The sequence below is a fragment of the Fodinibius sp. SL11 genome (assembly GCF_052060035.1).
GTDB lineage: Bacteria > Bacteroidota > Rhodothermia > Balneolales > Balneolaceae > Fodinibius.
On the sequence record NZ_JBPOEA010000003.1, the window covers coordinates 256995 to 281948 of the forward strand.

General features: G+C 43.6%; 17 protein-coding genes. 9 read left to right on the top strand and 8 right to left on the bottom strand.

Annotation, left to right across the window (positions count from 1 at the left end; translation table 11 throughout):
- Window positions 1–19: 19 nt before the first annotated feature.
- The 3 genes from ACQ76V_RS06655 to uvrA form a co-directional block, all read right to left on the bottom strand.
- Window positions 20–568: a hypothetical protein gene (locus ACQ76V_RS06655; protein ID WP_440999705.1), complete on the bottom strand. Its 549-nt coding sequence runs from the start codon at window positions 566–568 to the stop codon at window positions 20–22.
- A gap of 79 nt (window positions 569–647) precedes the next feature.
- Window positions 648–851 (bottom strand): hypothetical protein, encoded by a 204-nt coding sequence (locus tag ACQ76V_RS06660; RefSeq protein WP_440999706.1) that lies wholly within the window; start codon window positions 849–851, stop codon window positions 648–650.
- Between the two features lie 94 nt (window positions 852–945).
- Entirely contained in the window at window positions 946–3804 is a 2859-nt protein-coding gene (uvrA, locus tag ACQ76V_RS06665) for an excinuclease ABC subunit UvrA (protein WP_440999707.1), read from the bottom strand.
- 141 nt (window positions 3805–3945) lie between these two features.
- On the opposite strand from uvrA, the gene ACQ76V_RS06670 reads away from it, so the two are divergent.
- The 6 genes from ACQ76V_RS06670 (at window position 3946) to ACQ76V_RS06695 (ending at window position 10866) form a co-directional block, all read left to right on the top strand.
- Entirely contained in the window at window positions 3946–4599 is a 654-nt protein-coding gene (locus ACQ76V_RS06670; RefSeq protein WP_440999708.1) for a hypothetical protein, read from the top strand.
- Window positions 4600–4686: 87 nt separating this feature from the next.
- The gene (locus ACQ76V_RS06675; protein WP_440999709.1) at window positions 4687–5736 is read left to right on the top strand and encodes a WG repeat-containing protein; all 1050 of its coding nucleotides are present in this window, start codon (window positions 4687–4689) and stop codon (window positions 5734–5736) included.
- A gap of 122 nt (window positions 5737–5858) precedes the next feature.
- Window positions 5859–7244: a 3-deoxy-7-phosphoheptulonate synthase class II gene (locus ACQ76V_RS06680; protein WP_440999710.1), complete on the top strand. Its 1386-nt coding sequence runs from the start codon at window positions 5859–5861 to the stop codon at window positions 7242–7244.
- A gap of 335 nt (window positions 7245–7579) precedes the next feature.
- On the top strand, window positions 7580–8008 hold the full coding sequence (locus tag ACQ76V_RS06685) for an Hsp20/alpha crystallin family protein (RefSeq protein WP_440999711.1): 429 nt from the start codon (window positions 7580–7582) through the stop codon (window positions 8006–8008).
- 161 nt (window positions 8009–8169) lie between these two features.
- Complete coding sequence (locus ACQ76V_RS06690) at window positions 8170–9666, top strand: Do family serine endopeptidase (protein WP_440999712.1); 1497 nt, start codon at window positions 8170–8172, stop codon at window positions 9664–9666.
- A gap of 177 nt (window positions 9667–9843) precedes the next feature.
- Entirely contained in the window at window positions 9844–10866 is a 1023-nt protein-coding gene (locus ACQ76V_RS06695; protein ID WP_440999713.1) for a DnaJ C-terminal domain-containing protein, read from the top strand.
- A 73-nt stretch (window positions 10867–10939) separates the two neighbouring features.
- Here ACQ76V_RS06695 and ACQ76V_RS06700 read toward each other — a convergent pair whose 3' ends face one another.
- Complete coding sequence (locus tag ACQ76V_RS06700; protein ID WP_440999714.1) at window positions 10940–11311, bottom strand: DUF2784 domain-containing protein; 372 nt, start codon at window positions 11309–11311, stop codon at window positions 10940–10942.
- A gap of 100 nt (window positions 11312–11411) precedes the next feature.
- Here ACQ76V_RS06700 and ACQ76V_RS06705 point away from each other — a divergent pair, with 100 nt between their 5' ends.
- Window positions 11412–12206 carry a S1/P1 nuclease gene (locus ACQ76V_RS06705; protein ID WP_440999715.1) on the top strand — a complete coding sequence of 265 codons (795 nt, stop codon included), beginning with the start codon at window positions 11412–11414 and terminating at the stop codon, window positions 12204–12206.
- 72 nt (window positions 12207–12278) lie between these two features.
- On the opposite strand, the gene ACQ76V_RS06710 is transcribed toward ACQ76V_RS06705, so the two are convergent.
- Window positions 12279–12815 (bottom strand): macro domain-containing protein, encoded by a 537-nt coding sequence (locus tag ACQ76V_RS06710; protein WP_440999716.1) that lies wholly within the window; start codon window positions 12813–12815, stop codon window positions 12279–12281.
- Between the two features lie 283 nt (window positions 12816–13098).
- Here ACQ76V_RS06710 and clpB point away from each other — a divergent pair, with 283 nt between their 5' ends.
- A complete protein-coding gene (gene clpB, locus ACQ76V_RS06715; RefSeq protein ID WP_440999717.1) occupies window positions 13099–15732 on the top strand; it encodes an ATP-dependent chaperone ClpB in 2634 nt (877 codons plus the stop codon).
- Window positions 15733–15797: 65 nt separating this feature from the next.
- On the opposite strand, the gene ACQ76V_RS06720 is transcribed toward clpB, so the two are convergent.
- The 3 genes from ACQ76V_RS06720 to ACQ76V_RS06730 form a co-directional block, all read right to left on the bottom strand.
- A complete protein-coding gene (locus ACQ76V_RS06720; RefSeq protein WP_440999718.1) occupies window positions 15798–16898 on the bottom strand; it encodes an aminopeptidase in 1101 nt (366 codons plus the stop codon).
- A 110-nt stretch (window positions 16899–17008) separates the two neighbouring features.
- Window positions 17009–21469, bottom strand: coding sequence for a translocation/assembly module TamB domain-containing protein (locus ACQ76V_RS06725; RefSeq protein WP_440999719.1), 4461 nt, complete (start codon window positions 21467–21469; stop codon window positions 17009–17011).
- Window positions 21469–23394, bottom strand: a complete 1926-nt coding sequence (locus tag ACQ76V_RS06730) for a BamA/OMP85 family outer membrane protein (RefSeq protein ID WP_440999720.1) — start codon at window positions 23392–23394, stop codon at window positions 21469–21471. Before ACQ76V_RS06730 ends, ACQ76V_RS06725 begins: the two co-directional genes overlap by 1 nt.
- Window positions 23395–23580: 186 nt before the next feature.
- On the opposite strand from ACQ76V_RS06730, the gene ACQ76V_RS06735 reads away from it, so the two are divergent.
- Window positions 23581–24849, top strand: a complete 1269-nt coding sequence (locus tag ACQ76V_RS06735; protein WP_440999721.1) for a M14 family metallopeptidase — start codon at window positions 23581–23583, stop codon at window positions 24847–24849.
- The last annotated feature ends 105 nt before the right edge of the window (window positions 24850–24954 follow it).

The window sequence follows — 24954 nt, forward strand, 5'->3', positions numbered from 1 at the left end:
AGAGTTGTTCCTGCTTCACCTACGGGGCCCCAATAGCAATGCCCTCTGTCATCGGCTGCATTGCCATAGCAAAAAACTCATCAGATTCTGCCGTATAATTTTTAATAAGAAACAGATGTTTGGATATGAGCGATACAGCAGAAGCTGATCCTATTGCTCCCTTTTGATCCAAAACAACAGAACCCAACCCTTTGGTAATTGATGGAATAGGAATACCAGCCATGGCATTACCGGTTTGAAATTGACTCCATTCAATAAGCAACAGCTGGTAGAAGTGCATTGAAACCGTTGATCCTGCAAAAGAAAAATCAAGGGTCTCGTCGTTACTTTCCAAAATCTGGGACGCCCCTTTTATAAACTCATCCAACTGAGTAGTTGACTTCCGAAGATCATCTAACTCCTTTTGTAAAGTAACACTGTCAGAAGCCTTCACCTTGGTCGTTAACCAGCTTGCAAAAGCCTCCGATGACTGATTTACCTGGGTTTGCTGTATCATATACAGCCCAAAACCTGTACAGATTACAGCAATTACCGTAATGCGAATTATATGTGTACGAAGTCGATTCATCAGTGGCAGAAAATAGGGAGAATGTAAGTATGGGACAAACCTTTTTCTACCGGCCCAATGCTTGCCTTATTAATAAACGCTATTCTTGCACTCCCGGCTGATGCTTTGATATAAACATCTCATCCATCCAGCCATAAAATATTGCCAACATAATGGACGCAAACGATCCAAATAAAAGATTAGAGGACAATGGCATATCCGGATAAAGTACGACATCAAATAATACAGTAATTGCGACCGCCAAGATCAGAAATACAGTCATGCATTTTGCAAATAAACTCATAATAAAGGGTGTTTGTTAATTGATCCGGATAAATATTGATAAAAGTCTGTAAACCTACCAAATTTTGTGGATAAAAAATCTCCGTCGAGATCTTTTAAGAAGCAGTAACCGCCTGTCGCCCCTCACGTTCAAACTCTTCCTTCAAAAATTGACCGGTATCACTTTCTTCCATTTGGGCAACTTCTTCGGGCGTACCCTTGGCAATAATTTCTCCACCGCCAACACCACCTTCAGGTCCCAGATCAATAATCCAGTCAGCCGCTTTAATAAGGTCAAGATTATGCTCAATTACTATCACCGTATTTCCTTTATCAACCAGCTGCTGAACCACATCTACGAGCATACGAACGTCCTGGAAATGTAACCCGGTTGTAGGCTCATCCAAGATATATAGCGTATCACCGGTACCCACTTTGGCAAGTTCACGGGCAAGCTTAATACGCTGAGCCTCACCACCACTGAGCGTTGTACTGGGTTGTCCCAATCGCAGATACCCAAGCCCCACATCCACAAGTGTGCCCAGAATGCGATTAATAGCGGGCACCGAATCAAAAAACTCATGTGCCTCGTTGACCGACATGTTCAGCACATCAGAAATATTTTTGCCTTTATAATAGATTTCAAGCGTCTCCCGGTTGTAGCGCTTTCCATTGCATGTTTCGCAATCTACATAGACATCCGGCAGAAAATTCATCTCAATTTTACGAACGCCATCACCATTACAAGCCTCACAGCGGCCTCCTTTTACATTGAATGAAAATCGTCCTTGGTCGTAGCCCCTAATTTTTGACTCGGGAAGTTCGGCAAAAAGCTTACGAATGTGATCAAATACCTTAGTATATGTGCCTGGATTTGATCGCGGCGTGCGCCCAATCGGACTCTGATCCACCGAAATAATTTTATCCAGATTATCGATGCCATGTACTTCGTCAAATGGCAAGGGTACCGATTTCGAGTTATAAAACTCGGAAGAAAGAATGGGTTCCAGCGTCTGATTAATCAGTGAACTCTTCCCGCTTCCACTGACACCTGTTACACAGATAAATTTACCCAGGGGAATATCAATATCCAGTTCTTTAAGATTATGGCCTCGTGCACCTTCCAGCCGGACCGACTTACCGTTACCCTCGCGCCGTTCATCGGGATAAGGAACAACTTCCTCGTCCTTCAAAAACTTGGCCGTCATTGAATCGGGGTCGAGATCTTCGGGCCGCCCTTCCGTCACAATTTCCCCACCGTATTCACCGGCTCCGGGCCCCATATCAATTACATAATCGGCCGATTCAATGGTTTCCCGATCATGCTCAACTACAATTACACTGTTGCCAAGATCGCGAAGTGTTTCAAGCGAATTGATAAGCTTTATATTATCCCGCTGATGCAGACCAATGCTGGGCTCATCCAAAATGTAAAGGACCCCTACCAGCTGAGTACCAATCTGCGTAGCCAGTCGGATGCGCTGTGCTTCTCCGCCGCTGAGTGTCTGCGCTTCGCGATCAAGCGTCAAGTAATTTAATCCAACATTGAGCAGAAAATCCACGCGGTCGCGCACTTCTTTTAATACCTGGCTGCCTATTTTCTGTTGACGCTCAGTCAGGTTCAGAGTATTGATCGTACTACGCAGCGTATCAATATCCATTTGTACTAACTCGTCGATCGTGTAGCCATCAATGCGGTACGAAAGTGCCTCTTTATTAAGCCGACCGCCACCACATTCAGGGCAGTCAATTTTGCTCATAAACGCCTTGGCCTTATCGCGCTGTTTGTTGGAATTGCTCTCCTCGTACTTTTCAAGGATCATATTCCGCAGTCCCTTGAAGGAGTGCTTGTAGGTAACGTTGTCATCGCGAAAATCATAGCTGACATCGTATTTTGTATCACCGCCGCCCTCAAAAAGTAGCTCCAGCTGCTCATCAGTAAACGCTTTGATCGGGGTTTCAAAATCGAGCCCAACCGAATCGAGCACTGCTTGGATCTGCTTAAAGGCAAAAATGTCGCGCGGCTCTCCCAAATACCGAATAGCTCCTTGTTCAATCGTTTGCTCCTTATTGGGGATCACCAAATCACGATTGACATCGTAGGTATAGCCAAGTCCGTCGCAATGCTGGCAGGCGCCATAGGGAGAGTTAAATGAAAACATATTAGGCGCGGGATCTTCATACGCCAACCCACTTTCCGGATCAAAAAGATTCTGTGAATACAGGTGATCCGTAAATTTAACCTCTCCATCATCCTCTTCGGGTACGGCTAAAACCACATTCCCTTCAGCCATCTCAAGTGCCAGCCGAACACTTTCGGCAATACGTTTTTCGCTCTTTTCATTGATTACAAAGCGATCGACCACAACTTCAATATCATGTTTTTTATAGCGGTCCACCTTCATATCCTCTTCAAGATCCATGAACTCTCCATCCACGCGAACCTGTACAAAACCCTGTTTCATGGTCTGCTCAAACAGCTCGCGGTAATGCCCTTTTCGTCCACGCACCACCGGTGCCAGGCAATACGCCTTGGTACCCTCGGGCATATCCAAAATAGTAGCCACTACCTGGTCAGCCGTCTGTTTTTCCATCTTGTTCCCCGACTTCCAGGAATACGGCACTCCAACACGAGCATAAAGCAGGCGCAGGAAATCATAAATTTCGGTAACCGTACCCACCGTAGAGCGAGGATTCCGATTGGTCGTTTTCTGGTCGATAGAAATAACCGGCGAAAGACCATCAATAAAATCAACTTCAGGCCGCTCCATCATCCCTAAAAACTGCCGGGCATAAGCAGAAAGCGATTCCAGAAACCGACGCTGACCTTCAGCATAAATAGTATCAAAAGCCAATGATGATTTCCCCGACCCGGATATTCCGGTTAAAACCACAAGTTCTTCGCGGGGGATGTTAACGTCTAAGTTTTGCAAATTGTGTTCGCGGGCACCGCGAATAACGATATTTTCTCGCAAGGGTAATACAGATTTTGGGATTCAATAAAACTTTAAAAGATAAGGATAAATCGTATCTTTTGAAGTTTATAATTAATAACAGATTTCCATCATCGAAATCAGGTAAGATAACGGATAATATCAGCGTTTCATTCAATAGTTATGCAACAGCTTTCTATCGATTTAGCATCTCTTTTCAAATTTAGTTTTCGGCAGTATAAATCATACGCCTCATTTATTATTGGTGCTGTTCTTACTTTTATCGTTTTAGCGGTTGTTCCGCAAATCTATTTTATGATGCGCGCCCCCGAGAATCCAACCATAAAAACACAATTTATTTCTTTCTTTTTAACTGCCGTGCAAATATTCTTGAGTCTCGGCTTTACCAAATTAATGTTGCTACTCGTGCAAGATGCTCATGTAAGAGTTGCTGATATGTTCAATAACTTCAGCATCTTTTTCAGCTATTTTGTCGCCAGTCTTATATATGGTTTGGCTGTCTCGGTCGGACTACTCCTGCTGATAGCTCCCGGCATCTGGATTGCCATCCGATTTCAATTCTTCCCCTACTTCATAATCGAAAACGGAGATACTTCATTTACGGCCCTGCAAAAGAGTTATAATTTGTCACAAGACCTCCTCTTGGAACTCTTTGTATTCGGAGTTGCAGTGGTATTTCTAAATATCATCGGTGCCCTGCTGTTTGGAATAGGTGTGATTTTCACTTACCCCCTGACAACCATGGCTACCGCAGTCATCTACAGAAGCCTTATCGAAGGAGCAGATACCATCCCTGCAAACTCCTATCGCACCTGATGACCTGAGTTTAGATAAAGGAACATAAACCCAGTATCAGGGTAAAAAGCACAACAGTAAACCTCAAAAGATCAGCATCATATTGCTATGTCAGCGCGAGTTTGGAAGGGTATTATCGTAGTAGTCATTACCATACTTTTGACCTCTTGTAAATCCTCAGAACCTACAGAATCCACCGGTGATTTTTTATATCCCTATTTAAAAGACGAAGAAGTAGGCTTTTTAGATAGTACTCTTGAGCAACAAATAGAACCTCAATTCAAGTTTGTTAACAATAGGGTTTGGCCATACACCTTTTCTGAAGGCTTGGCAGCCATCAATTTTTTGGGGACCATTGGCTACATCAACCGAGATGGCAATATTGTTATCGAACCCCAGTTTGATTATGCCCAAAACTTCAAAAATGGTTTAGCCCTGGTCCGTAGTTACGGACAATATGGGTTTATCGACCGGAATGGTGACTATATCATAGAACCCCAATTTCAAAATGCACAATCCTTTAGCGATGGCCTGGCTCCCGTGCAACAACACAAACGAAGAAACTGGGGCTTTATTAATCAAAAAGGGGATTTTGAAATCCAGCCTCAATTCGAAATGGCAAACAGCTTTAGTGAAGGCCTTGCCCTTATTCAAACATCAGAACACCACGAATGGGGATATATCAATCCCTCCGGTGAATTGGTGATACCGGCCAAATACCCAAAAGCAAAATCGTTTTCCGAGGGGCTGGCTCCGGTACAACTGGGCTTTAAACAATGGGGATATATTAATAAAAGTGGGGCCGTTATTATCGATTCGAAATTTCTGGAAGCAGAACCATTTTCGGAGGGTAAAGCTGTCATTGCAATGCCGGTTGATAACGAAAATTTGGAACAGAAAAAATACGGCTATATCAATAGACAAGGTAAAATCATCATAGAACCTGTTTATGAGAAGGCGTTCTCTTTTCATGAAGGCAGAGCAATAATAAAGCAGAATGGGAAATATGGGTTCATTAATGAGCGCGGACAGATTATTGCGGAACCCATCTACGATAAAGCATGGCATTTCAAGGGCAATTATGCTATGGTCAAGCTGGGAGAAAAATATGGCTACATTAATAAAGATGGGGTATTTGCACTGGAACCAATCAGCTAACAGTTTGGTTTTTGACACACACAATATTTTAACACCCTATAACTTCTGATAATTGCTCCTATCCGTAATTTTCGGTAACCTTAGGGGTTTTATTAGAAGGACAAATAATCGGTCAAGCATTAATGTACTCCAAAAAATCAGTGGCTTCTGAAGTAGCAAATCCCAAAGACTGGTCTCCCCAATCCTGGAAACAATTTCCGGTAAAACAACTTCCGAAATATCCGGACCAAGCAGCACTGGAGCAGGCCTATAATGAGTTAAGCAACAACCCTCCTCTTATAACTTCGTGGGAAGTTGAAGCTCTTAAGAAAAAGCTGGCTGATGTCGGTGCCGGCAAGAGCTTCTTGCTACAGGGGGGCGATTGTGCCGAAAGCTTTGCGGATTGCAAATCCCCAAAAATAGTAAACCTGCTGAAGGTTTTGCTGCAAATGAGTTTCATTCTCATCCACGAAATGGAAACCTCTGTTATACGCGTGGGACGAATTGCCGGGCAGTATGCCAAACCAAGATCTCGCGACTATGAAATTGTTGATGGTGAGAAAATCCACAATTATCGCGGCGATCTTATTAACAGTATTACTCCTACGAAAGAAGCACGAAAGCCTGATCCCAACCGATTGATTGAGGGATACAATAAAGCGGCGCTTACGCTCAACTTTTTACGAGCCCTGTCGGATGAAGGTTTTGCCGATCTGCATCACCCGGAGTACTGGGAACTCGATTTCATGAAAGAAAACGAGTATTACAAAGATTATGAGGCTATGGTCAATTCTATCCAAAAGGCCGTTAATTTTATGGAGACCATAACGCCCAATGAATTTAGCACGACCCAAAAAATTAATATTTATACCTCTCACGAGGGCTTGAATTTATATTATGACTCTGCGCAAACACAGCAGGTTCCCCGTCGTGAGGGTTGGTATAATCTAAGCGCTCACATGGTTTGGCTCGGAAACAGAACCCGCGATCTGGGTGGAGCCCATGTAGAGTATCTGCGGGGTATTCGCAATCCGATTGGCATAAAAATTGGTCCGAATTATGATCTGGATCATACCTTAAAGTTGATTGAGCGGCTAAACCCCATCCACGAACAAGGAAAAATTGTACTCATTACCCGGTTTGGAAAAGATGAGGTTGAAAATGGGCTTCCTGACCTTATCAAAAACATTAAACATGAGGGTATGCCGGTAGTATGGAGCTGCGATCCTATGCACGGCAATACTTTCAAGACGGATGAAAACGTCAAAACTCGTAATTTTGATGCAATCATTTCTGAAATCCGAAAGACCTTTGCCATACACCGAGACCTGGGCAGCTATCTGGGCGGAGTGCACCTGGAACTTACCGGCGATAATGTTACCGAATGTGTCGGTGGGGCCAACGGATTACACGAGGGACAACTTCACAAAAATTACGAAACCTATTGTGATCCACGCCTAAACTATCAGCAAAGTTTAGAGATGGCTTTCCTTATCGCCAAAGAGTGGAATCAAAGCTACGGAAGTTAGCAGTAAGCAACTTTTTCCAAGCTGTTAATTTCAACTCTGAAAGGTAACATACAGATTAAATGATCTATTCAGGGAACCCTGATTATATTTAACCAAGTCCTGTACCCTACACCGGCTTCTACTGTCACAAATACAGCGTAGCTGACGCTTTGGCGATGGGCCAGTGACATTTTTTGCATCCGGCTGTCACAACTCTGCAAAAAACGCATATCGATATTGGCTGAATGTCAGTACATCGTCCATGAACACCCATTGGCACAGGTGTTGCATCTATAAAAGTGAGTTTAATTCAACTAATATTTTCAAAAATAAAATTCACTTACGAGGTGTCTATTATGACTTTGATGAGATATAACCGACCAAGTCGAGATGTAGCAAACAAACAATTTTCTGATATCATGGACGAATTTTTCAACGATGCGCTTAGCAGCCGTCGTGATAATTTTGTCCCAAGTATCGATATTTCAGAAACAGACGATCAGTTTCTGATTTCTGCTGAACTTCCCGGTATGGAGAAAGAAGATATTACCATTAGCCTGGAAAATGGGCGTCTGGCCATAAGCGGTGAACGCAGCTTTGAAAATGAAGAAAAAGGCAAAAAATATCATCGCGTAGAAACCAAATATGGTTCCTTCGAACGCTCTTTCCAATTGCCAGACAATGTTGATGAGCAAAGTATTGCAGCAACCTACGAAAATGGTTTGCTGAATATCAGCATCGACAAGAACGAAGACAAAGTGAAGAAACAAATTGAAATTAGCTAATCCCGGCTAATATTTGATTCCCAATCCGCGGGGGCTGCTATGAACTGCAGCTCCCGCCTCTTTTTTTCCGTCGGTCTGTACAATAATTTACCACTCTCGGATGTTTATTGAACTGTCAGATATTCAAAATATTATTAATCTTGATTTAAAGAACATTCATTATGGAAAAAGTTCGTTCATCTAATTTACTTTGGGCTTTTGTAGCCGTACTCCTCATCGGTTTTTATACCGTTGATATGCAGACTAACAATGCCTCGATACTTTCACTGCCTGGATTTTCTTCTGATAAAGGTGTTGAGCAATCAGAGCCCCCCCCATCAAAGACCATCAGCGAACTAAATAATGCCATTGTTGATATCGCTGATAAATCGAAACAGGCTGTAGTAACAGTGAATGTCACACAAAAAGTAGAAGCGCGCCCCAATCCCTTTAGCCAGTTTTTTGGAGATCCGCGTCAACAACCGGAAGAATTTGAACGGAAGGGACATGGCTCCGGGGTTATTGTTTCCAAGGATGGATATGTCTTAACAAATAATCACGTCGTTGAAGATGCTAACAAAATACAGATTACGTTATTTAACGATAAAAAATTTGATGCAGAAATTGTTGGCACCGATCCCCTTACCGATATTGCTGTTTTAAAGATTGATGCATCGAACCTTAATGTTATTAAGCTTGGCAACAGTGAAAAGCTCCGTGTGGGCGAAATGGTACTCGCGATCGGTAGCCCGCTGGAAGCCAACTTAGCCCACTCTGTTTCCATGGGAATTGTTTCTGCAAAAGATCGACGCATCGGTATCCTCGAGCAGCGCAATGCTGGTTATGAGAACTTTATTCAAACTGATGCTGCCATTAATCCCGGTAACTCAGGCGGGGCGCTGGTAAATATGGATGGCGAATTGGTGGGTGTTAACTCAGCTATCGCATCGCGTTCGGGTGGCAGTGACGGTATCGGCTTTGCCGTACCGGTGGATATTGCCAAGCGCGTAATGAAATCTATCATCGAAAATGGACGTGTTGTTCGTGGATTTCTTGGTATAACTTCGGGCGGTGAAGTGGACGGCACGATGGCTAAAGCCCTTGAACTCGATAAAGCATATGGTATTATTGTTGGCCAGGTTGAAGATAATGGTCCAGCCGATAAAGCCGGGTTGCGTGAGGATGATATTATCCAAACCATAGATGGAGAACCCATCAGAAGTTGGAGCGGATTTCGAACAAAAGTTGCCACTTCCACTCCCGGAACTAAGGTAGAGCTTGGTATCGTACGTAATGAATCACAAAAAAATGTAACCGTTACGCTTGGTGAATTGCCTACAGATATGGCTGCCAATCAGCAGCGCCAAGACCAAAGTGAAAGCATGCAGAAAAAGTTAGGATTTGCTGTTGAAGATCTTACTCCCCGCATTATTGAGGAACTTGAACTCAGCCAAAATCAAAATGGCGTTATTGTAGCGAAGATATCACGGCAGAGTGAGGCCTATCAACAGGGTCTTAGACGTGGGCATGTTATTACAGAAGTCGATCGTCAAGAAATTTCTGATGCTCGTGACTTTAACACAGCAATGAAAAAGATTGTTGACGAAGGAAAAGAAGTTGTATTGCTTCGGGTACTTATGCCCGGTGGCAACAGTCAACTTATAGCTTTTGAACTCTAAGAAGTTAATACAGTCCCTGATAAAAAGCCCTCCGGTTCGCCGGAGGGCTTTTTTTATGACAAGCTGACGAGTTTTATCACATTTTTTGACAAAACGTTAGCTTTTGGATTGTGGCACCTTATTTGCTCTAATTACTAATGCAATTAAAGAAAAGCTCTATAATGGCATAATTTCATTATGGAATACAAAAATTATTACGACATACTCGGCGTCAGCAAAAGTGCTTCACAAGATGAAATTAAAAAGGCCTACCGGAAGAAGGCGGCCAAATACCATCCTGACAAAAATCCTGATGATCCGTCCGCGGAAGAAAAATTTAAAGAAGTCGGTGAAGCCTATGAAGTGTTAAAAGATCCTGAAAAACGAGAACTTTATAACAAAGTCGGCAAAGATTGGAAAAAATATCAGCGTGCCGGCGGTTCGGCCGACGGATTTAACTGGCAGGATTATGCTCGGCAAAGTCAAGGCCGCGGCGGTTTTGGCGGCCAGCAAAACTATCAAACCGATTTTGATCTGAATGATCTATTTGGTGGTGGCGGTGCCCGCAGCCGCGGAGGCAGCAGTGGCAGGGGCGGCGGATTCTCAAGCTTCTTTGAAACTATTTTTGGAGGGGGAGGCAATCCATTTGAACAGGCGCAACAGCAGCGTACGCAGGGACGACGCTATCAAAGTAATGCAGGCAGCCGGACTTCGAATGCCAAACAGAACCTTAAAGCCAAAATTACCATTCCGCTGCAAGATGCCTATGAGGGCACCTCTCGAACTGTTCGAGTCGGTGGGGAAAAAATGAAAATAAAAATTCCCGCCGGTATTAAAGATGGGCAACGTCTCAAATTAAAAGGCAAAGGCAAAAGTAAAGTATCTAACGGAGCCCGGGGTGATCTTTATTTAACTGTAAATATTGATATGCCTGAAGGATATGAACGAAAAGGAAATAATATTTACTACGATCACGCAATAGATCTATACACTGCTGTTTTGGGCGGCGATACGGTAGTCGATACCATTGCTGGCAAAGCCAAGCTGAATATTCCAGCCGGTACTTCCAGCGGAAAGCTTTTTCGGTTAGGTGGCATGGGCATGCCCGAATTTCGCAATTCTTCAAAGAAAGGCGACCTATTTGTTCGTATCCAAATTCAGGTGCCGGAAAAACTATCCGAGGAAGAAGAGAAATTATTTAAGGAGTTGGCAAAACAGTAACAGGCGCAATTTTATCAACTAAAATGGTGGGGGTATTCGCTCATATCAATTTTATTTTACAGTCCTTACTACACTATCGCCTTTTCTCAAAATTTCGATAGTTGACATAAATAGAGATAACCAATACCAGAAAAAACAAAATTGCTGTTGCGGTATCTACCAGAACAGCACTGAGATCGACACCAGTTAGTTGCTCTATCAAAAACTTGATGTACGAGTTGGGCATGTCGGTATATCCCAATTCCTGTCGCACCTGCCAATGCCATTCGGTGCAAAGGCAATAGCCGAATCCGTACCAAATTCCCAATATAAACCAAGAAAATGCTGTTATAAGTAAGGTGGCAAGATTCCAGCGTCGGGTTGATTTCCACATCCATCCCAAAAGATTAAATAGGATTAGGACGGTATGAAAAATAATAAATCCAAGATCGAGTAAAGTATACATTGCAGAAAATGATGTTAAAAATACCAAAAGCATTTACCTTTCTTCCAAAAAGTAGGGATATTCATCTGCCGATAAAACTTTCTACTCAACTGTTTTGATTATGGTTTTCATTCTTTTGATTTCAACCCTGCTGTTTTTCCCAGCCAATGATCTTATACACAATAATTTTTGGGGGCAAAACGGGCATCGCATTGTGGGCGATATTGCTGCCGATCACCTGTCTCCGGAGGCACAGGAAGAAATTGATCGCGTGCTCGGTCACGAATCAATGGCTATCGCCAGCACCTGGATGGATAAAATAAAATCTGACCCGGCATACGACCATACCCACGATTGGCATTGGGTTACCATTCCCGATGGGATGACTTATGAGGAAGCGGAAAAGAATCCAAATGGCGACCTCATCAACGCCATCCGAACATTTGTTAAAGAACTGAAAAGCGGAAGTTTATCATCCAAGGAAGAAAAGAAAAAACTAAAAATGCTCATCCACCTGGTTGGGGATATCCATCAACCCCTGCATGTGGGCAATGGTGAAGATCACGGCGGGAATGCTACCGAAGTTGAGTGGTTTTATGATAAGTCAAACCTGCACCGTGTATGGGATAGTGAGATGATCGACGACACCCAATTAAGTTATACCGAATTTTCTGCTGCAATAAATCATCCTACTGAAAAACAAATTAATCAATGGCAAAGCAGCGGGGTGCTCGATTGGGCTAAAGAGGCTATGGAGCTGCGTGATCAGGTATATGATCTCCCTAAGGATCGCCAAATCAGCTATAAATATCAGTATGAAAATCGTGACCTACTGGAACTTCAGCTTCTTAAAGGTGGCATTCGACTGGCCGGTATATTGAATGGAATTTACGGGAATAACACGTCCACTCCCTAAAGCATCCACGCTTGTAGTTTATTAAACACCCAGATGGATATTCCCTTAAATACAGATTACATCCAGTAAATCTTATTTAAACACCTCATCCATCATCTCTTCGTGTATTTGCATTGCATCTTTGCCCCAAAGTACAAATCGTATTACTGAGACATATTCCATTGCATCGATGCGATCGTGAATAGTCTGAAAAGCCACCCGTGCAGCATCTTTCATGGGATAGCCAAAAGCACCCGTCGAAATCGACGGGAAAGCAATCCGCTCAATTTTTTGTTCTTCGGCCAGCTTAAGGGCATTCCTGTAACAATTGGCAAGTAGTTCCTCTTCAGGTTTATCACGTCCATACACTGGTCCCAAACAATGGATAATATACTTATTCGGCAAGTTATGTCCGCCGGAAATAACTGCTTCGCCCGGCTCAATAGGCGCCATCGACTTTGTTTCTTCGGTGAGCTCAGGTCCCGCTGCCCGATGGATTGCTCCTGCTACTCCACCGCCGGTTCGCAGCTCGGCATTAGCGGCATTCACAACGGCATCCATATCCGATTGATTAGCAATATCCCCACGCTTTAACTCAATTGTTATTCCTGATTTCTGGAGTTCTCTCATAACCTGTTTGATCTGTTTATACTTACTTTTAAAAACACAAAATGCATAATGTAAATTCAACATATGAACATTAATAACAAGATATCCTTAGTGGAATAACATACTGTCAGTCGACTGCCAAACAGGCTCTCTGTCTTTCCTAAATGGCAGTTTGCTCCGAAAAGCGTCAGATTAAAGACCCGCAACACTGAAATTTAGGCATATCTTAGGATTCGGTACGGTATTGGCTTCTTTAATAGTGAAATAATCAAAAAAGAAATGTTCACCTAAGTATTGACTTATTATGAACTTAGATAAACTTACACTTAAAGCACAAGAGGCTGTCCAAGCAGCGGTAGAATTGGCCTCCAGCAATAATCACCAGGCAGTGAGTCCCACCCATCTTCTGATGGCTTTTCTGTCTGATTCTGATAATGTAATCAATACCATATTAAATAAGCTGGGTGTTCGATTGCCGCAGTTAAAGTCTGAACTTGAGCGACGAATCGATAAGCTCCCTGTAGTAAAAGGAGCTTCTGTTTCGGGCCAATATCTTTCCAACGATTCAAAAGAGGTGTTTGATAACGCCCAAAAATCGGCTGATAATCTGGGGGATGAATATATCAGCTCCGAACACGTACTCATTGGGATGTTGGAGTCCAAGAGTGAAGCCGGCAGCTTGTTGAAAGAAAATAGCGTCACAAAAGACGATGTGCTCAAAGTACTTGAAGATGTACGCGGCTCACAGAAAGTGGATGATCCCAATGCTGAAAGCCGCTACAATGCTCTTAAAAAATATGGGCGTGATCTGAACGAACAGGCCGAAAAAAACAAGCTCGATCCAGTGATCGGACGTGATCAGGAAATCCGTCGTATTATGCAGATCCTATCGCGTCGTACAAAAAACAATCCTGTTCTGATTGGTGAAGCCGGCGTTGGTAAAACCGCTATTGCCGAAGGTCTTGCCCTGCGCATCAACAAAGGTGACGTTCCCGAGAGCCTGAAAACAAAACGTATTATTGCCCTTGACATGGGCGCCCTGATGGCCGGGACCAAATTTCGCGGTGAGTTTGAGGAGCGCCTCAAAGCAATTGTAAACGAAGTCAATGATTCAGACGGCGAAATCATCCTTTTTATTGATGAGATTCACACCCTTGTAGGGGCCGGTGCTACCGAAGGAGCTATGGACGCTGCTAATATCCTAAAGCCCTCGCTAGCACGCGGAGAACTACATGCCATCGGTGCTACCACCTTGGATGAATATCGTAAGCATATCGAAAAAGACCATGCCTTGGAACGACGCATGCAGAAAGTCTTGATCAATGAACCCTCGGTGGAAGATACGGTTTCGATCTTGCGCGGCTTGCAAGAGCGATATGAGCTGCATCACGGGGTCAAAATTCGTGATGAAGCCCTGGTTGCTGCTGCTGAACTCTCACATCGCTATATCAGTGAGCGGTTCCTGCCGGATAAAGCCATTGACTTGATTGACGAAGCCGCTTCACGGCTGCGTTTGGAAATTGACTCCATGCCGGAAGAATTGGACCAGGTTGAGCGACAAATTCGTCAGCTCGAAATTGAGCGCGAGGGACTCAAACGCGATCAGAACGAGGAAAAAATTGAAAATATTGAGAAGGAGCTTGCAGATCTCGAGGAAAAGCGCAGCACCATGCGCAACCAATGGGATACGGAACGAGATCTTATCAAGAAAACACGCGACCTAAAACAGGCGATTGAAACAGCTCGCAATGAAGCTGAAAAAGCCGAACGGCAAGGTCGGTATGAAAAAGTTGCCGAGCTGCGATACGGCACCATCAATCAGCTGGAAAAAGACCTTGAGGAAACCCAGGAGAACCTTGAGGAAGTACAGGAAGGTCGCGCTATGCTGAAAGAAGAAGTGGAATATGAGGATATTGCTGATATCGTCTCACGGTGGACCGGAATTCCTGTGCGCAAGATGTTGCAAAGTGAACGTGAAAAACTGGTGCATCTGGAAGAAGAACTTCACAAACGTGTTGTCGGACAGGATCAAGCCGTAGAAACCGTATCAAATGCGGTACGTCGTTCACGCGCCGGACTCCAGGATGCCCAACGACCGATTGGTTCGTTTTTCTTCTTGGGATCTACCGGAGTCGGTAAAACGGAACTTGCTCGCTCGCTGGCTGACTTCCTCTTTAATGATGAAGACGCCATGGTTCGCATTGACATGAGCGAATATATGGAGCGCCACAGCGTCAGCCGACTTGTGGGTGCACCTCCGGGATATGTTGGATATGACGAAGGCGGCCAGCTTACTGAAGCTGTGCGACGTAAACCTTACTCGGTCATACTTTTGGATGAGATCGAAAAAGCACACGCGGATGTATTCAACATGCTGTTGCAGGTGCTTGATGAAGGCCGCTTAACCGATAACAAAGGAGTCACAGTGGACTTCACCAACACCATCATCATAATGACCAGCAATATCGGATCGCACCTGATCTCTGAAAAGATTGAGGAAACCGGCGGTGAATTTACTGATGAAGTGTATAATAAATTGCAGGATCAACTGATGGATCAACTCAAAAAACAGATTCGTCCGGAGTTCCTGAACCGCGTGGATGATGTAATCGTATTTCATCCGCTGGAAAAAGAACACATCCGCGAAATTGTGGATATCCAGTTGAAACGTGTTCACAAGATGCTTGATAAAAAAGGTATCACGCTGTCTGTTTCTGATAATGTTAAAGACTGGCTGGCTGACCGCGGTTACGATCCCGTTTATGGTGCTCGTCCGCTGAAACGACTTATCCAAACGAAGATTATCGATGAGCTGGCTACCGAACTCATCAAGCGCGTGGAAGAAACTGAAACGCATTTCGAGGCTACCATCAGCAAGGATGGTGAACATATCGAATTTGCTGAAGTCTATGACGATGCCGAAGCTTGGGCAGGATAGTTCAACAATTAGTTATCACTGATGATTAATAAATAGCGCGGGAATTATTCCCGCGCTATTTATATTTACAGTAAGTTTTCCGGATTCAAACCTTTTAAATCATCGGTAATAAACTTACGTCCCTCACGAATTTTCTCCCCATCCAAGTATACATCCGCGCCGATACATACCAGATCCCAGTGGATATTACTCTCATTACCATTAGGAGCGATCTCGTAATCATTACCAAGGGTTAGATGGTTCGAACCATAAATCTTTTCATCAAACAGAATATCGTACATTGGTTCCTCAATAACGGGATTCAATCCAAAACTAAACTCCCCGAATTGGCGTGCCCCGGCATCGGTATCCAAAATATCTTCAAGTGCTTCATTATTTGAAGAATCCGAATCAATTACCACTCCATCGCGCACTTCCAGTTTAACATATTCAAATGGTTTGCCCTGATATACACTGGGAGCATACGTAATATGTCCGTTTACTGATGATAAAATGGGGGACGAGAACAACTCTCCATCGGGAATATTGCGCTTCCCAAAGCAGGGAATCCACGTCTGCCCTTTTACCGAAAACGAAACGTCGGTTCCCTCTCCTTCGAGGCGAATCATGTCGGTATCTTCGAGCCGGTCTTGGAGAGGCTGCATCGCTTCGGCAAGCTCGGTATAATCCAATAGACAGGCTTTATAATAAAATTCTCTGAATCGCTGAGTGGGCATCTTCGCGTTCATGGCAAATGCTTCTGACGGATACCTCAGCACCACCCAGTTGGTATTATTGACGCGCTCTTTATAATGTACCGGGTCCACGAAATAATCAGCGTAAGCTTTATTGGCTTTTTTACTGACGTCGGCCTGCTCGTAAATGTTAAGTGCAGCACGAACTCCCACAAAAGCATCCATCTTTTTCATGAGAGGTAGCTGGTCGTTTTTAGCTTGTCCTTTCCAGAATTTTTTGTCGCCGGTCTCAACGAGCAGTCGTCGAATTTCCGTGTCCTCAATCTGTACGTAAGGATTAACTTCCATCTCCCGGGCGTGTTCTACCAGTGCCCGAAGCAAGCCTATGCCATTCAACCCCACCAGCTGTAACATCACATTTTGACCTTTTTCCAGCTCACAGCTGAATTCTAAAATTTTCCTCGCTAATTTACGATCTTCGTTTGAATACATACTTCTATATTGTAATTACTTCATTTGATGTGTTCTGCTATAATGTACCGAGATCCTGAAACAAGTTCAGCATGACATATTTAAAATGGCTCAGCCACTCAATACTAAACCTAATAATCATAATTCCACTTTAAATCCACGCCCTGACGAATATTATTACCCTGTCGGAGAATTAATTTAAGATCTTTCCGCAACATATACTCCAATAAAAATCCTGTTTCAGGGGTGGAGCCCGTAATGACGTTTTGGATTGCAAAAAATACCTTAGGATTAAGATACCACCCTGTCATAACAGACGTCCCCGTTTCGCCCCCTGAGTGTGTATTATCAATTCGAACTACATCGATCCCCAGCTGTTGAGTAGCAAGCGCTTCCACCCTGTCCAGTAATACATCTAAAGCCACATCGGCGGCCGTCGTATTGCTCCCGGAACTGGCAACCACCTGTTTCCAGGAATCCAAGGCATAAAAAGGCTGGCCAAAAAGCGTATAGCTGATAATATTTTCGAGTTCCATGGGCGGCTGACTCTCATATCTGAATTTGGGATCCTCAACGGTACCCTCAATAATATACCAGATCACAATATTTTCCTGCGTTTGAGGGGGCTCATATTTTGTTCGTATTCGAAGCTGGGGATTTTCCGGGTTTCCACTGAACGTTACTACCCCTTCTTCCAGATCAAATCGTTTCCCAAAAGGACGTGCATACCCATTTGAAGCACTCATATCACCAAAAAGTTCAAGATCTCCTCCACTTTTTTTCATCAAATCCAACATCCCGTCCAGCTCAATTTCCATTTCCAGATAACGCTCGTTCTGTATAAAGAACCGGCGATTAAACCCAACATCCACATCCAAAGCTAAGGAGTCATAAACACTTATCGAGGAATCTTCCCCATCCTCAGCATCCAGCCTTACGCTTTCGACTGACTTTTCTCCAAAATTGTCCAACTTAATAAACCCGCTTAGAAAATCGAGACTTCCCGTAACCTTTGGACTCGTTACCGTTCCTTGTGTTCGAGCATTAAGATTTACAACTGCATTATATTCTGCGGTATTGGCGGCCCGGAAATTCTGGGCAGTCACCTTGAGATCAATATTTCCTGGAATCAGTTTTTCTAACGCCAGTGTACCGCTGGCTTTAATATTACCGTTACCACTTTTTGCAGAAAATGACGAAAGCTTTATTTGGTTGGGGGCAAAATTTGCAGTTGTGGTAATGTTCTCTACCGTAATTCCGGCCGGCACCAATCTAACTTTACCCTGTTTCAGCTCCAGATATCCATCTGTTTTTAAATCTTCCATTGCGCCTTTGACCTGTACAGAACCATTAAGCCTACCCCTTACCTCTCGGGCCAGTAGCGGATCTATAAAATCATTCAGTGCCCTTAAATTAAATTCATCCGTTTCAATATTGACAGCAATGTGATCTTTTTGCTGCGGCAAATCCACTTGAAAAGTTTTCATATCAATAAACAGGGGTAACCGAGCACTAATTTGGGCAGCCTGCTGCTTTAGCGACATCACTGAAGCATCCAAGGTAAGCTCTTCGTCAATGTGCCGGTAATTTGCTCCTGCCGTAATGGAATCAATGGCAACACCCGACAACACCGCATTTTTAAGGATCATATCAGCATCAAATTCAGGGTTTTCGGCTGTGCCGTCAAGAGTTCCCCAAAACGAAATAAGACCACTCGTTTCCGTATTTTCGATCCCTTCAAAATATGACTGGAAACGCTTTATTGAAATATCTGACACCCTCAAATCGCCCGACACCGGTTCTTTAAAAAAGTCCTCCTCAAAGGTCTCGGGATCTCCAAGCTTAAAGGGCAAATTAGTTTCCCCGCTAATTAATTCATCCCCTTGATCTTTGAGCGATACAGTACCCTGCATCCGCTCATCGGCTATATCAGTAGAGATCAACAGTGAATCAAAACTGGCACCTTCAAAGTTAATATCTGATAATAACATTTTGCCCTTAGCCGACAAATCGGTATCCCGGCGATCAATATTAAATTCTCCCGATAGCATCCCCTGAAAATAAGTCTCTCCCAACAAACTGCTTTGAATAACAGCTGTATTTAGGGCATTGCCTTTTACAAAACCACGTTGTTCATCTGCACTCACTATCGGTAATCCGATCTCCAAAAATGATCCGTCCCCAGAAGAGATACGCAGCGTATCCATACGCAGGATCTCATTTTGATACTGCAGCTCAAAAGACTCCTCGAGCGTCAACATTCGATAATCACTAATGAAATTTAATTCATCGGTATTTATTCTAATGGAATCTGTTGCAACCTGATAAGTGCCGGATTGCTCGATACGCCCTTCAGTCGAACTTGAAACTTGAAAGTCATACTGCCCTTCAGCTGAGTCTTCAAAATAATTACCTCGTGCCTTAAGGCTTAAGTTCTGCAGCCGAACGCCCGAAAATACCGGTTCCTGCAAATTCAAGTCCGCCAGGTAAAGCAACCTCTCCCCGAAGTTGATATCCACCGATCCTTGTGCACGATCAGCCAGAAAAAGCGAATCATAAACAACCTCATTTACATCCAGTCTTCCCAAAAATCGTAGCCCTTCATTCTGGGCCGGACTTAGTGTTCCACTAATATCTCCCACCGCCTGCAATTCGTTGGCATTTGCCAAAGAGGCCAAAGATGTCAAATCCTTAAGCTGTAAATTTAACAGCAGTTCGTTATTCGCATTATATCGATCCAGCATATTCAATCGAACACTGCCCCCTCCATCGGCGATGCCACTTTTTATGCGGGCACTATCCACCGTTACAACGCTATCTTGAATAGAGAAATCACCAAAAATCGTGTCGACGTTTTCCCCATTTATAACAGAAGAATTGACCTCTAACGTTGAACGAAGCTGCATCGTTGCAGGGTCAAAACCAGTTCCCTTCCCCTTGAACAGACCATTTATTGATGTGCTAAAATTCTGTTCTGCCAACAGCACACCCAGGTCCAACCCTTCTGTTTTTAACTGATATTCATACGAGGGCATTGTCGTTATGTCATCCAGCGATACGACCATATCAATACGCCCGTTATGAAAATTCATTCCCCCATCTATGGAAACTTCGTTACTACCAACTCGTCCCTTTACTTTTGCGTTGGTGATGGTATGCCCTAATAACGTCCCCTGCTGCATACGCCCGTTATACTTCCATAACTCCTTCTGGGGATACCAGTCGGTGCCCTCAAAAGATAAATCAAAGGTTAGGTTTCCCTGATAGGTCGTATCTTGCAACCAATGACCCGGATTTACCTTTTTACCCCGCACGCGACCTTTTACGTAAGGCTGTTCCGACCAAATATCCCGGGCGGACAATTCTGCCATCATGCTTTGCTGATCTTCAACCGCCTCTACAGTGAAGGCAAGAGATTGGTTTTTGACCGATCCACGGCCCGATAATTTTTGCAGCTTATAAGGATCACTTTCAATCTGCGAGGCCGAAAAGGATAGTTCGCCTGAAGCGTTCGTTAAATCAGCAATATTCAATCGGCCGTCAAATGCAGCATCTAAGTTCTTAAAACGGGGATACGTGGAATCCGCTAAAAGTGAGGCCAAATTTATTGATTCAGCTGTGGTGGTAAGCTGTTCAACAACTACATCAGACTGCCAAACAACCCGGCTGCGCATTTCAAACGATTGTAGTCCTTCGCCATCTATAAAAAGACCAAGATTAAACTGCTCCGGACTTCCCTCTACTGAAAATGTAAGATCCAGGTTTTCACGAATAGGATATTCCTCCATAATACCAGTAATATCCGACCAATAAATGGGTGTAGATGCGATACCAAGCTGTAGGCTCGTATCAGCCATATTGGCATAGCCATTAGCTTCAACAATGGACTTTCCTGTTGCTACCACCAACTTTTCGAGCGTTACTCTTTGCTCTTTTGCTGAAGCCATGGCTTCTACATTCAGGGATTGCTCCAGATCTGCCTCCGTAATCTTCAAAGAGAAATCACGCAAATTAACTTCAAAGGCACTACCGTCATATCCAATACTGCTTGCAATATTCATTTGGCGGATACGGTAGCTCGATCCCATTGGCAGACTATCGGATGTAACAGAAACAGTACCATTATCCAGCATAAAATTTTGAATGCGAAATGCCATCAATGATGATTCTGTTGTGTCGGATGACTCGACCGCCAAACGCTCAATATTCCAACCTTCTGCATCTTGTATGGCATGCAATGTGGGTTGATAGATTTCCAGATCAGCAACATCGATCTTTCCACCCAATAACGCCCAGATATTGTACGAAATATGCACAGAATCGACGCTGGCAATGGTATCTTCACGGGATAATGATATCTGGGACAAGGTGATATCTTTCCATAAATCACCTGATAACTTTTCTATAGACAGTTGCGCATTGAGTTGTCCATTCGCTGTAGATACAATCGCTTCTCGAACCCGATCTTGCACAAAGGCTGTTTTTAAGGATAGGCGCAGAATCAATCCCAACACGATAATTGACAAACACAGCCAAAGCAACCGCATTCCCCAACGTCCTAAAGTGCTATGTCTATTATTCTGCTGATCCATTAAAATGCTTGTCCTATACTAAAATGAATGCCTATACGATTCCATGCGTTGCCGTAATTCGTCCCCTGGTAAATATCTAAATCCTGATTGGTAGGATTTAGTTTATAACCAATATCAACTCTTACGGGTCCCAGCGGTGATTGATAACGAAGTCCGCCCCCTATCCCAAATTGTATAGGCCGTTGGCGAATACGGGCAAACGTTTCCCATATCTGTCCGCCATCCAAAAAGGCGGCCATGCCAAAGCCATCAATTAAAAAATTTAACTTCTGACGAACTTCCACATTAAATCCAAGCATCGCCTTACCTCCCAGCGGAACGTATGTATTAAAACCGGTACTGTCGCCCCGGACTCTTTTCGGTCCCAATTCATTGCGGTACCATCCCCGCACTGAATTTGTCCCCCCAAGATAAAAACGGATATTACTTGGCAGAGAATCCGAAGAAGCATGAAATAGCCCGCCCCCCTGCAGCCGGGTAGCCAACATCGTGGAGCTCGAAAGTCTCGTAAAACGACGAATATCTGCTGAAACCTTCTGAAAACTAAATGAGGCAAATCCAAAAAATCCCGAGTATTCCAGATAAGGCTGTATCACCCATCCTTCTTGCTCTCGGCCATAACCCTGCCTGTAGTAACCGCTCAGTTGTAATGATGACAGATCGTATTCCAGCGTGGTATCGGGCAGACTAATATCCCTTTGTCTTGAGAGCTCTTTGTTTTTTGTGAACTCATACGAGGCTGAACCGGTCAAATTTTGACTATACTGATAGATAAAACTATTGGTAATACCTGCACGCAGCAATTCATAATTACTTTCCAACAAATGCTGACCAAAGGGAGATATAATAACACTACTTTTGGTATTGAAAATGTAGGGAAACTGATATCCCATATTTACATATTGCTCAATAAATGATGCCCGGGCCAAAACATTAAATTTATGCCCCCGGTGAGCCACATTACGATGTGTCCAGCTGGCCTGTCCGCGGAATTTATCCTCAGTTCCAAAACCTGCCAGCAACTCAACCGAACGCTGTTCATTTTCTCGAATGCGCATCAATAAATTAAGTGTTGAATCTTGGGGCTGAGCAGGAATACTGATAGTAGCAAAGCGAAATAAATGATGATTGAACAGCTCTTGCTGAGCTTCCTGTAGTTTATTTAGGCTAAAGACTTCACCTCGGTGCAACGAGGATTCGCGCAATACATAATTCTTGTCAACAGTTTCAATACCCTCTACTTGTATCGAGTCGATATACGTTTGGGGACCCAAATCTGCCTGGATGGATAGGTTCGCAGAAAGAGCAGCAGAGTCCACTGCGGCATTAACTTTAACATCAACGTATGCGTATCCAAGGTTTTTAATCACATCCGAAAAACGTCCAACCACCTCAGGTTCTTTTATGATTGCATAGCGGTTCCCTTGTTGATATGAATGCTGGCTTTGGGCACGGCCAAAAGTACGGCTCTCCCAGACCCGTCGCACATCTTTATCATCGCCTTTAATTTCGTACTCGACATTTTGAATTCGGACGGGATTGTTTTCTTCTACCCTGAAAATAACCGCACGTTTCCACGGCTTATTTTTCGTATTAACCTCATATCCTACTTCAACATTTATGAATCCCCGCCGTTGGTAATAATTACGGATGCGAATCACATCTCTTTTTACCTCTTTTTCATTAAACTCAAAGCCGGTTTTATCCCAGAATTTTAATTTTTCTCCAAATCCCGGTGCCTCGGTAGAAATCTGGCTTTTCAGCACTACTCCTGTAAAAGAAGTATTGCCTTCGAAAGAAACGCTCCACACCTGGGGAATTCTCTCAGACGCGTCCGACCTATTTTGGGCAACCGTTGATGTAACACCGAAAGATGCTATCAGTATAGTCAGGGATATATATTTCAGCAGGACAGTTAGCCGCACAAAGATCTTGACCTTATTTTGTACAAATAAACTTGAAGATATGATCAAAAAAAGTGAAAGAATAATAAAATTTATCTAACGGTTAGTAAATCGACTTAAAACAAACACAGAATATTTAACAATGATTTTAAGCATTTTGAATAGTACTTTCGATACTAAATTAAGCGTAACCACGAAACCCTGTTCATGAGAATAACTAACAAAATCCTTCATGCTCTAACAGTATTTTGCCTCCTCATATCTTTCTTGGGATGCTCAACCTCCGAAGAATTTTCAGGCTATTCCTATGACCCCGAAGGCGTTACCGAAACCTCGGATAAAGAAACCAATCCCCAATATACACGCATTATTGGCGTCGATGACGGTAATATCTGGGTCAGCAATGATTTTTCCGGTGCACGGATGAGCGACTTCTACCAAGTTAATGATTCGTTGTATCGCGTGACCATCAAACCCGAGCGTAATGAAATTAATAATAGTCCGTGGTATGCTTTTCAAATCTGGAGCACTCGACCCGATACCATCGACCTGCAATTAACATACGAACACGGAGAACACCGATACCTTCCCAAACTCAGTAAAAACGGCAACGACTGGCAACCTATTGACAGTACCAGCTTTTCGACTGATAGCGCAAATGGAACCGCAACGTTGACACTCAACCTCAAAGAGGAGCCCCTATGGGTTTCAGCGCAAGAGTTGTTTACATGGAATAAATACAAAAGCTGGCTCGATTCACTGTCTCAACAATCATTTATTACTCCTGATACCGTCGGCTTTTCACATAAAAAGCGCCCCATAATGAAACTAACCATTAGTGAGGCGGAACCCCATAAGTCACTTGGAGTCATGATTATAACCGGACGCCTGCATCCACCGGAAGTCACCGGAGCGCTGGGTACCGAAGCATTTATCAATGAACTGTCTTCCGATACAGATCTGGCTCGTGATTTCAGAAAAAACTTTGAAATCTGGGCCTATCCCTTTGCCAATCCCGACGGTGTGCAACAGGGCCACTGGCGCTATAATGCGCGGGGTGTAGATCTCAACCGCGACTGGGAAAATTTCAACCAGCCTGAAACCCGCGCTATCCGCGATGATCTTTTGCCCTTAAAAGATGATAGCCTGCGACAAATATATTACGGCATCGACTTCCACTCCACTGATGAAAATATTTTCTATCCCATAAATCGTGAGGTAGAAACCTTTCCCGACAATTTTACTTACCAGTGGATTGACTCCTTAAAACAGGAGTTTCCTGACTATCCCATTGAAGTAGAGCCTTTTCCGCCGAACTCACCTATCACCAAAAACTGGATTTACCACACATTTGGCGCTGATGCAGTGACCTATGAAATCAGTGATAACGCCCCGCGCGACAGTATGCGAACGGTTACCCGAAAAAGTGCTCGCATTATCATGCAGCAATTACTTAATGAGGAGAAAAAACAATAAGCGTATAAGCCATACTTAGCTATGTTCAAAAATCAGTAAGGCTATAGCAATATACTATTGTTCATGATTTCTTTATCTTCGATTGCTATAATCAGCATTATTAAA

What these genes read in the sequence shown, in the direction of transcription:
- ACQ76V_RS06710 (WP_440999716.1), bottom strand. Translation starts at nt 12,815, where the DNA reads ATGAGAGAACTCCAGAAATCAGGAATAACAATTGAGTTAAAGCGTGGG.
- ACQ76V_RS06660 (WP_440999706.1), bottom strand. Translation starts at nt 851, where the DNA reads ATGAGTTTATTTGCAAAATGCATGACTGTATTTCTGATCTTGGCGGTC.
- ACQ76V_RS06680 (WP_440999710.1), top strand. Translation starts at nt 5,859, where the DNA reads ATGTACTCCAAAAAATCAGTGGCTTCTGAAGTAGCAAATCCCAAAGAC.
- ACQ76V_RS06725 (WP_440999719.1), bottom strand. Translation starts at nt 21,469, where the DNA reads ATGGATCAGCAGAATAATAGACATAGCACTTTAGGACGTTGGGGAATG.
- ACQ76V_RS06675 (WP_440999709.1), top strand. Translation starts at nt 4,687, where the DNA reads ATGTCAGCGCGAGTTTGGAAGGGTATTATCGTAGTAGTCATTACCATA.
- ACQ76V_RS06670 (WP_440999708.1), top strand. Translation starts at nt 3,946, where the DNA reads ATGCAACAGCTTTCTATCGATTTAGCATCTCTTTTCAAATTTAGTTTT.
- clpB (WP_440999717.1), top strand. Translation starts at nt 13,099, where the DNA reads ATGAACTTAGATAAACTTACACTTAAAGCACAAGAGGCTGTCCAAGCA.
- ACQ76V_RS06685 (WP_440999711.1), top strand. Translation starts at nt 7,580, where the DNA reads ATGACTTTGATGAGATATAACCGACCAAGTCGAGATGTAGCAAACAAA.
- ACQ76V_RS06695 (WP_440999713.1), top strand. Translation starts at nt 9,844, where the DNA reads ATGGAATACAAAAATTATTACGACATACTCGGCGTCAGCAAAAGTGCT.
- ACQ76V_RS06655 (WP_440999705.1), bottom strand. Translation starts at nt 568, where the DNA reads ATGAATCGACTTCGTACACATATAATTCGCATTACGGTAATTGCTGTA.
- ACQ76V_RS06735 (WP_440999721.1), top strand. Translation starts at nt 23,581, where the DNA reads ATGAGAATAACTAACAAAATCCTTCATGCTCTAACAGTATTTTGCCTC.
- ACQ76V_RS06720 (WP_440999718.1), bottom strand. Translation starts at nt 16,898, where the DNA reads ATGTATTCAAACGAAGATCGTAAATTAGCGAGGAAAATTTTAGAATTC.
- ACQ76V_RS06690 (WP_440999712.1), top strand. Translation starts at nt 8,170, where the DNA reads ATGGAAAAAGTTCGTTCATCTAATTTACTTTGGGCTTTTGTAGCCGTA.
- ACQ76V_RS06705 (WP_440999715.1), top strand. Translation starts at nt 11,412, where the DNA reads ATGGTTTTCATTCTTTTGATTTCAACCCTGCTGTTTTTCCCAGCCAAT.
- ACQ76V_RS06700 (WP_440999714.1), bottom strand. Translation starts at nt 11,311, where the DNA reads ATGTATACTTTACTCGATCTTGGATTTATTATTTTTCATACCGTCCTA.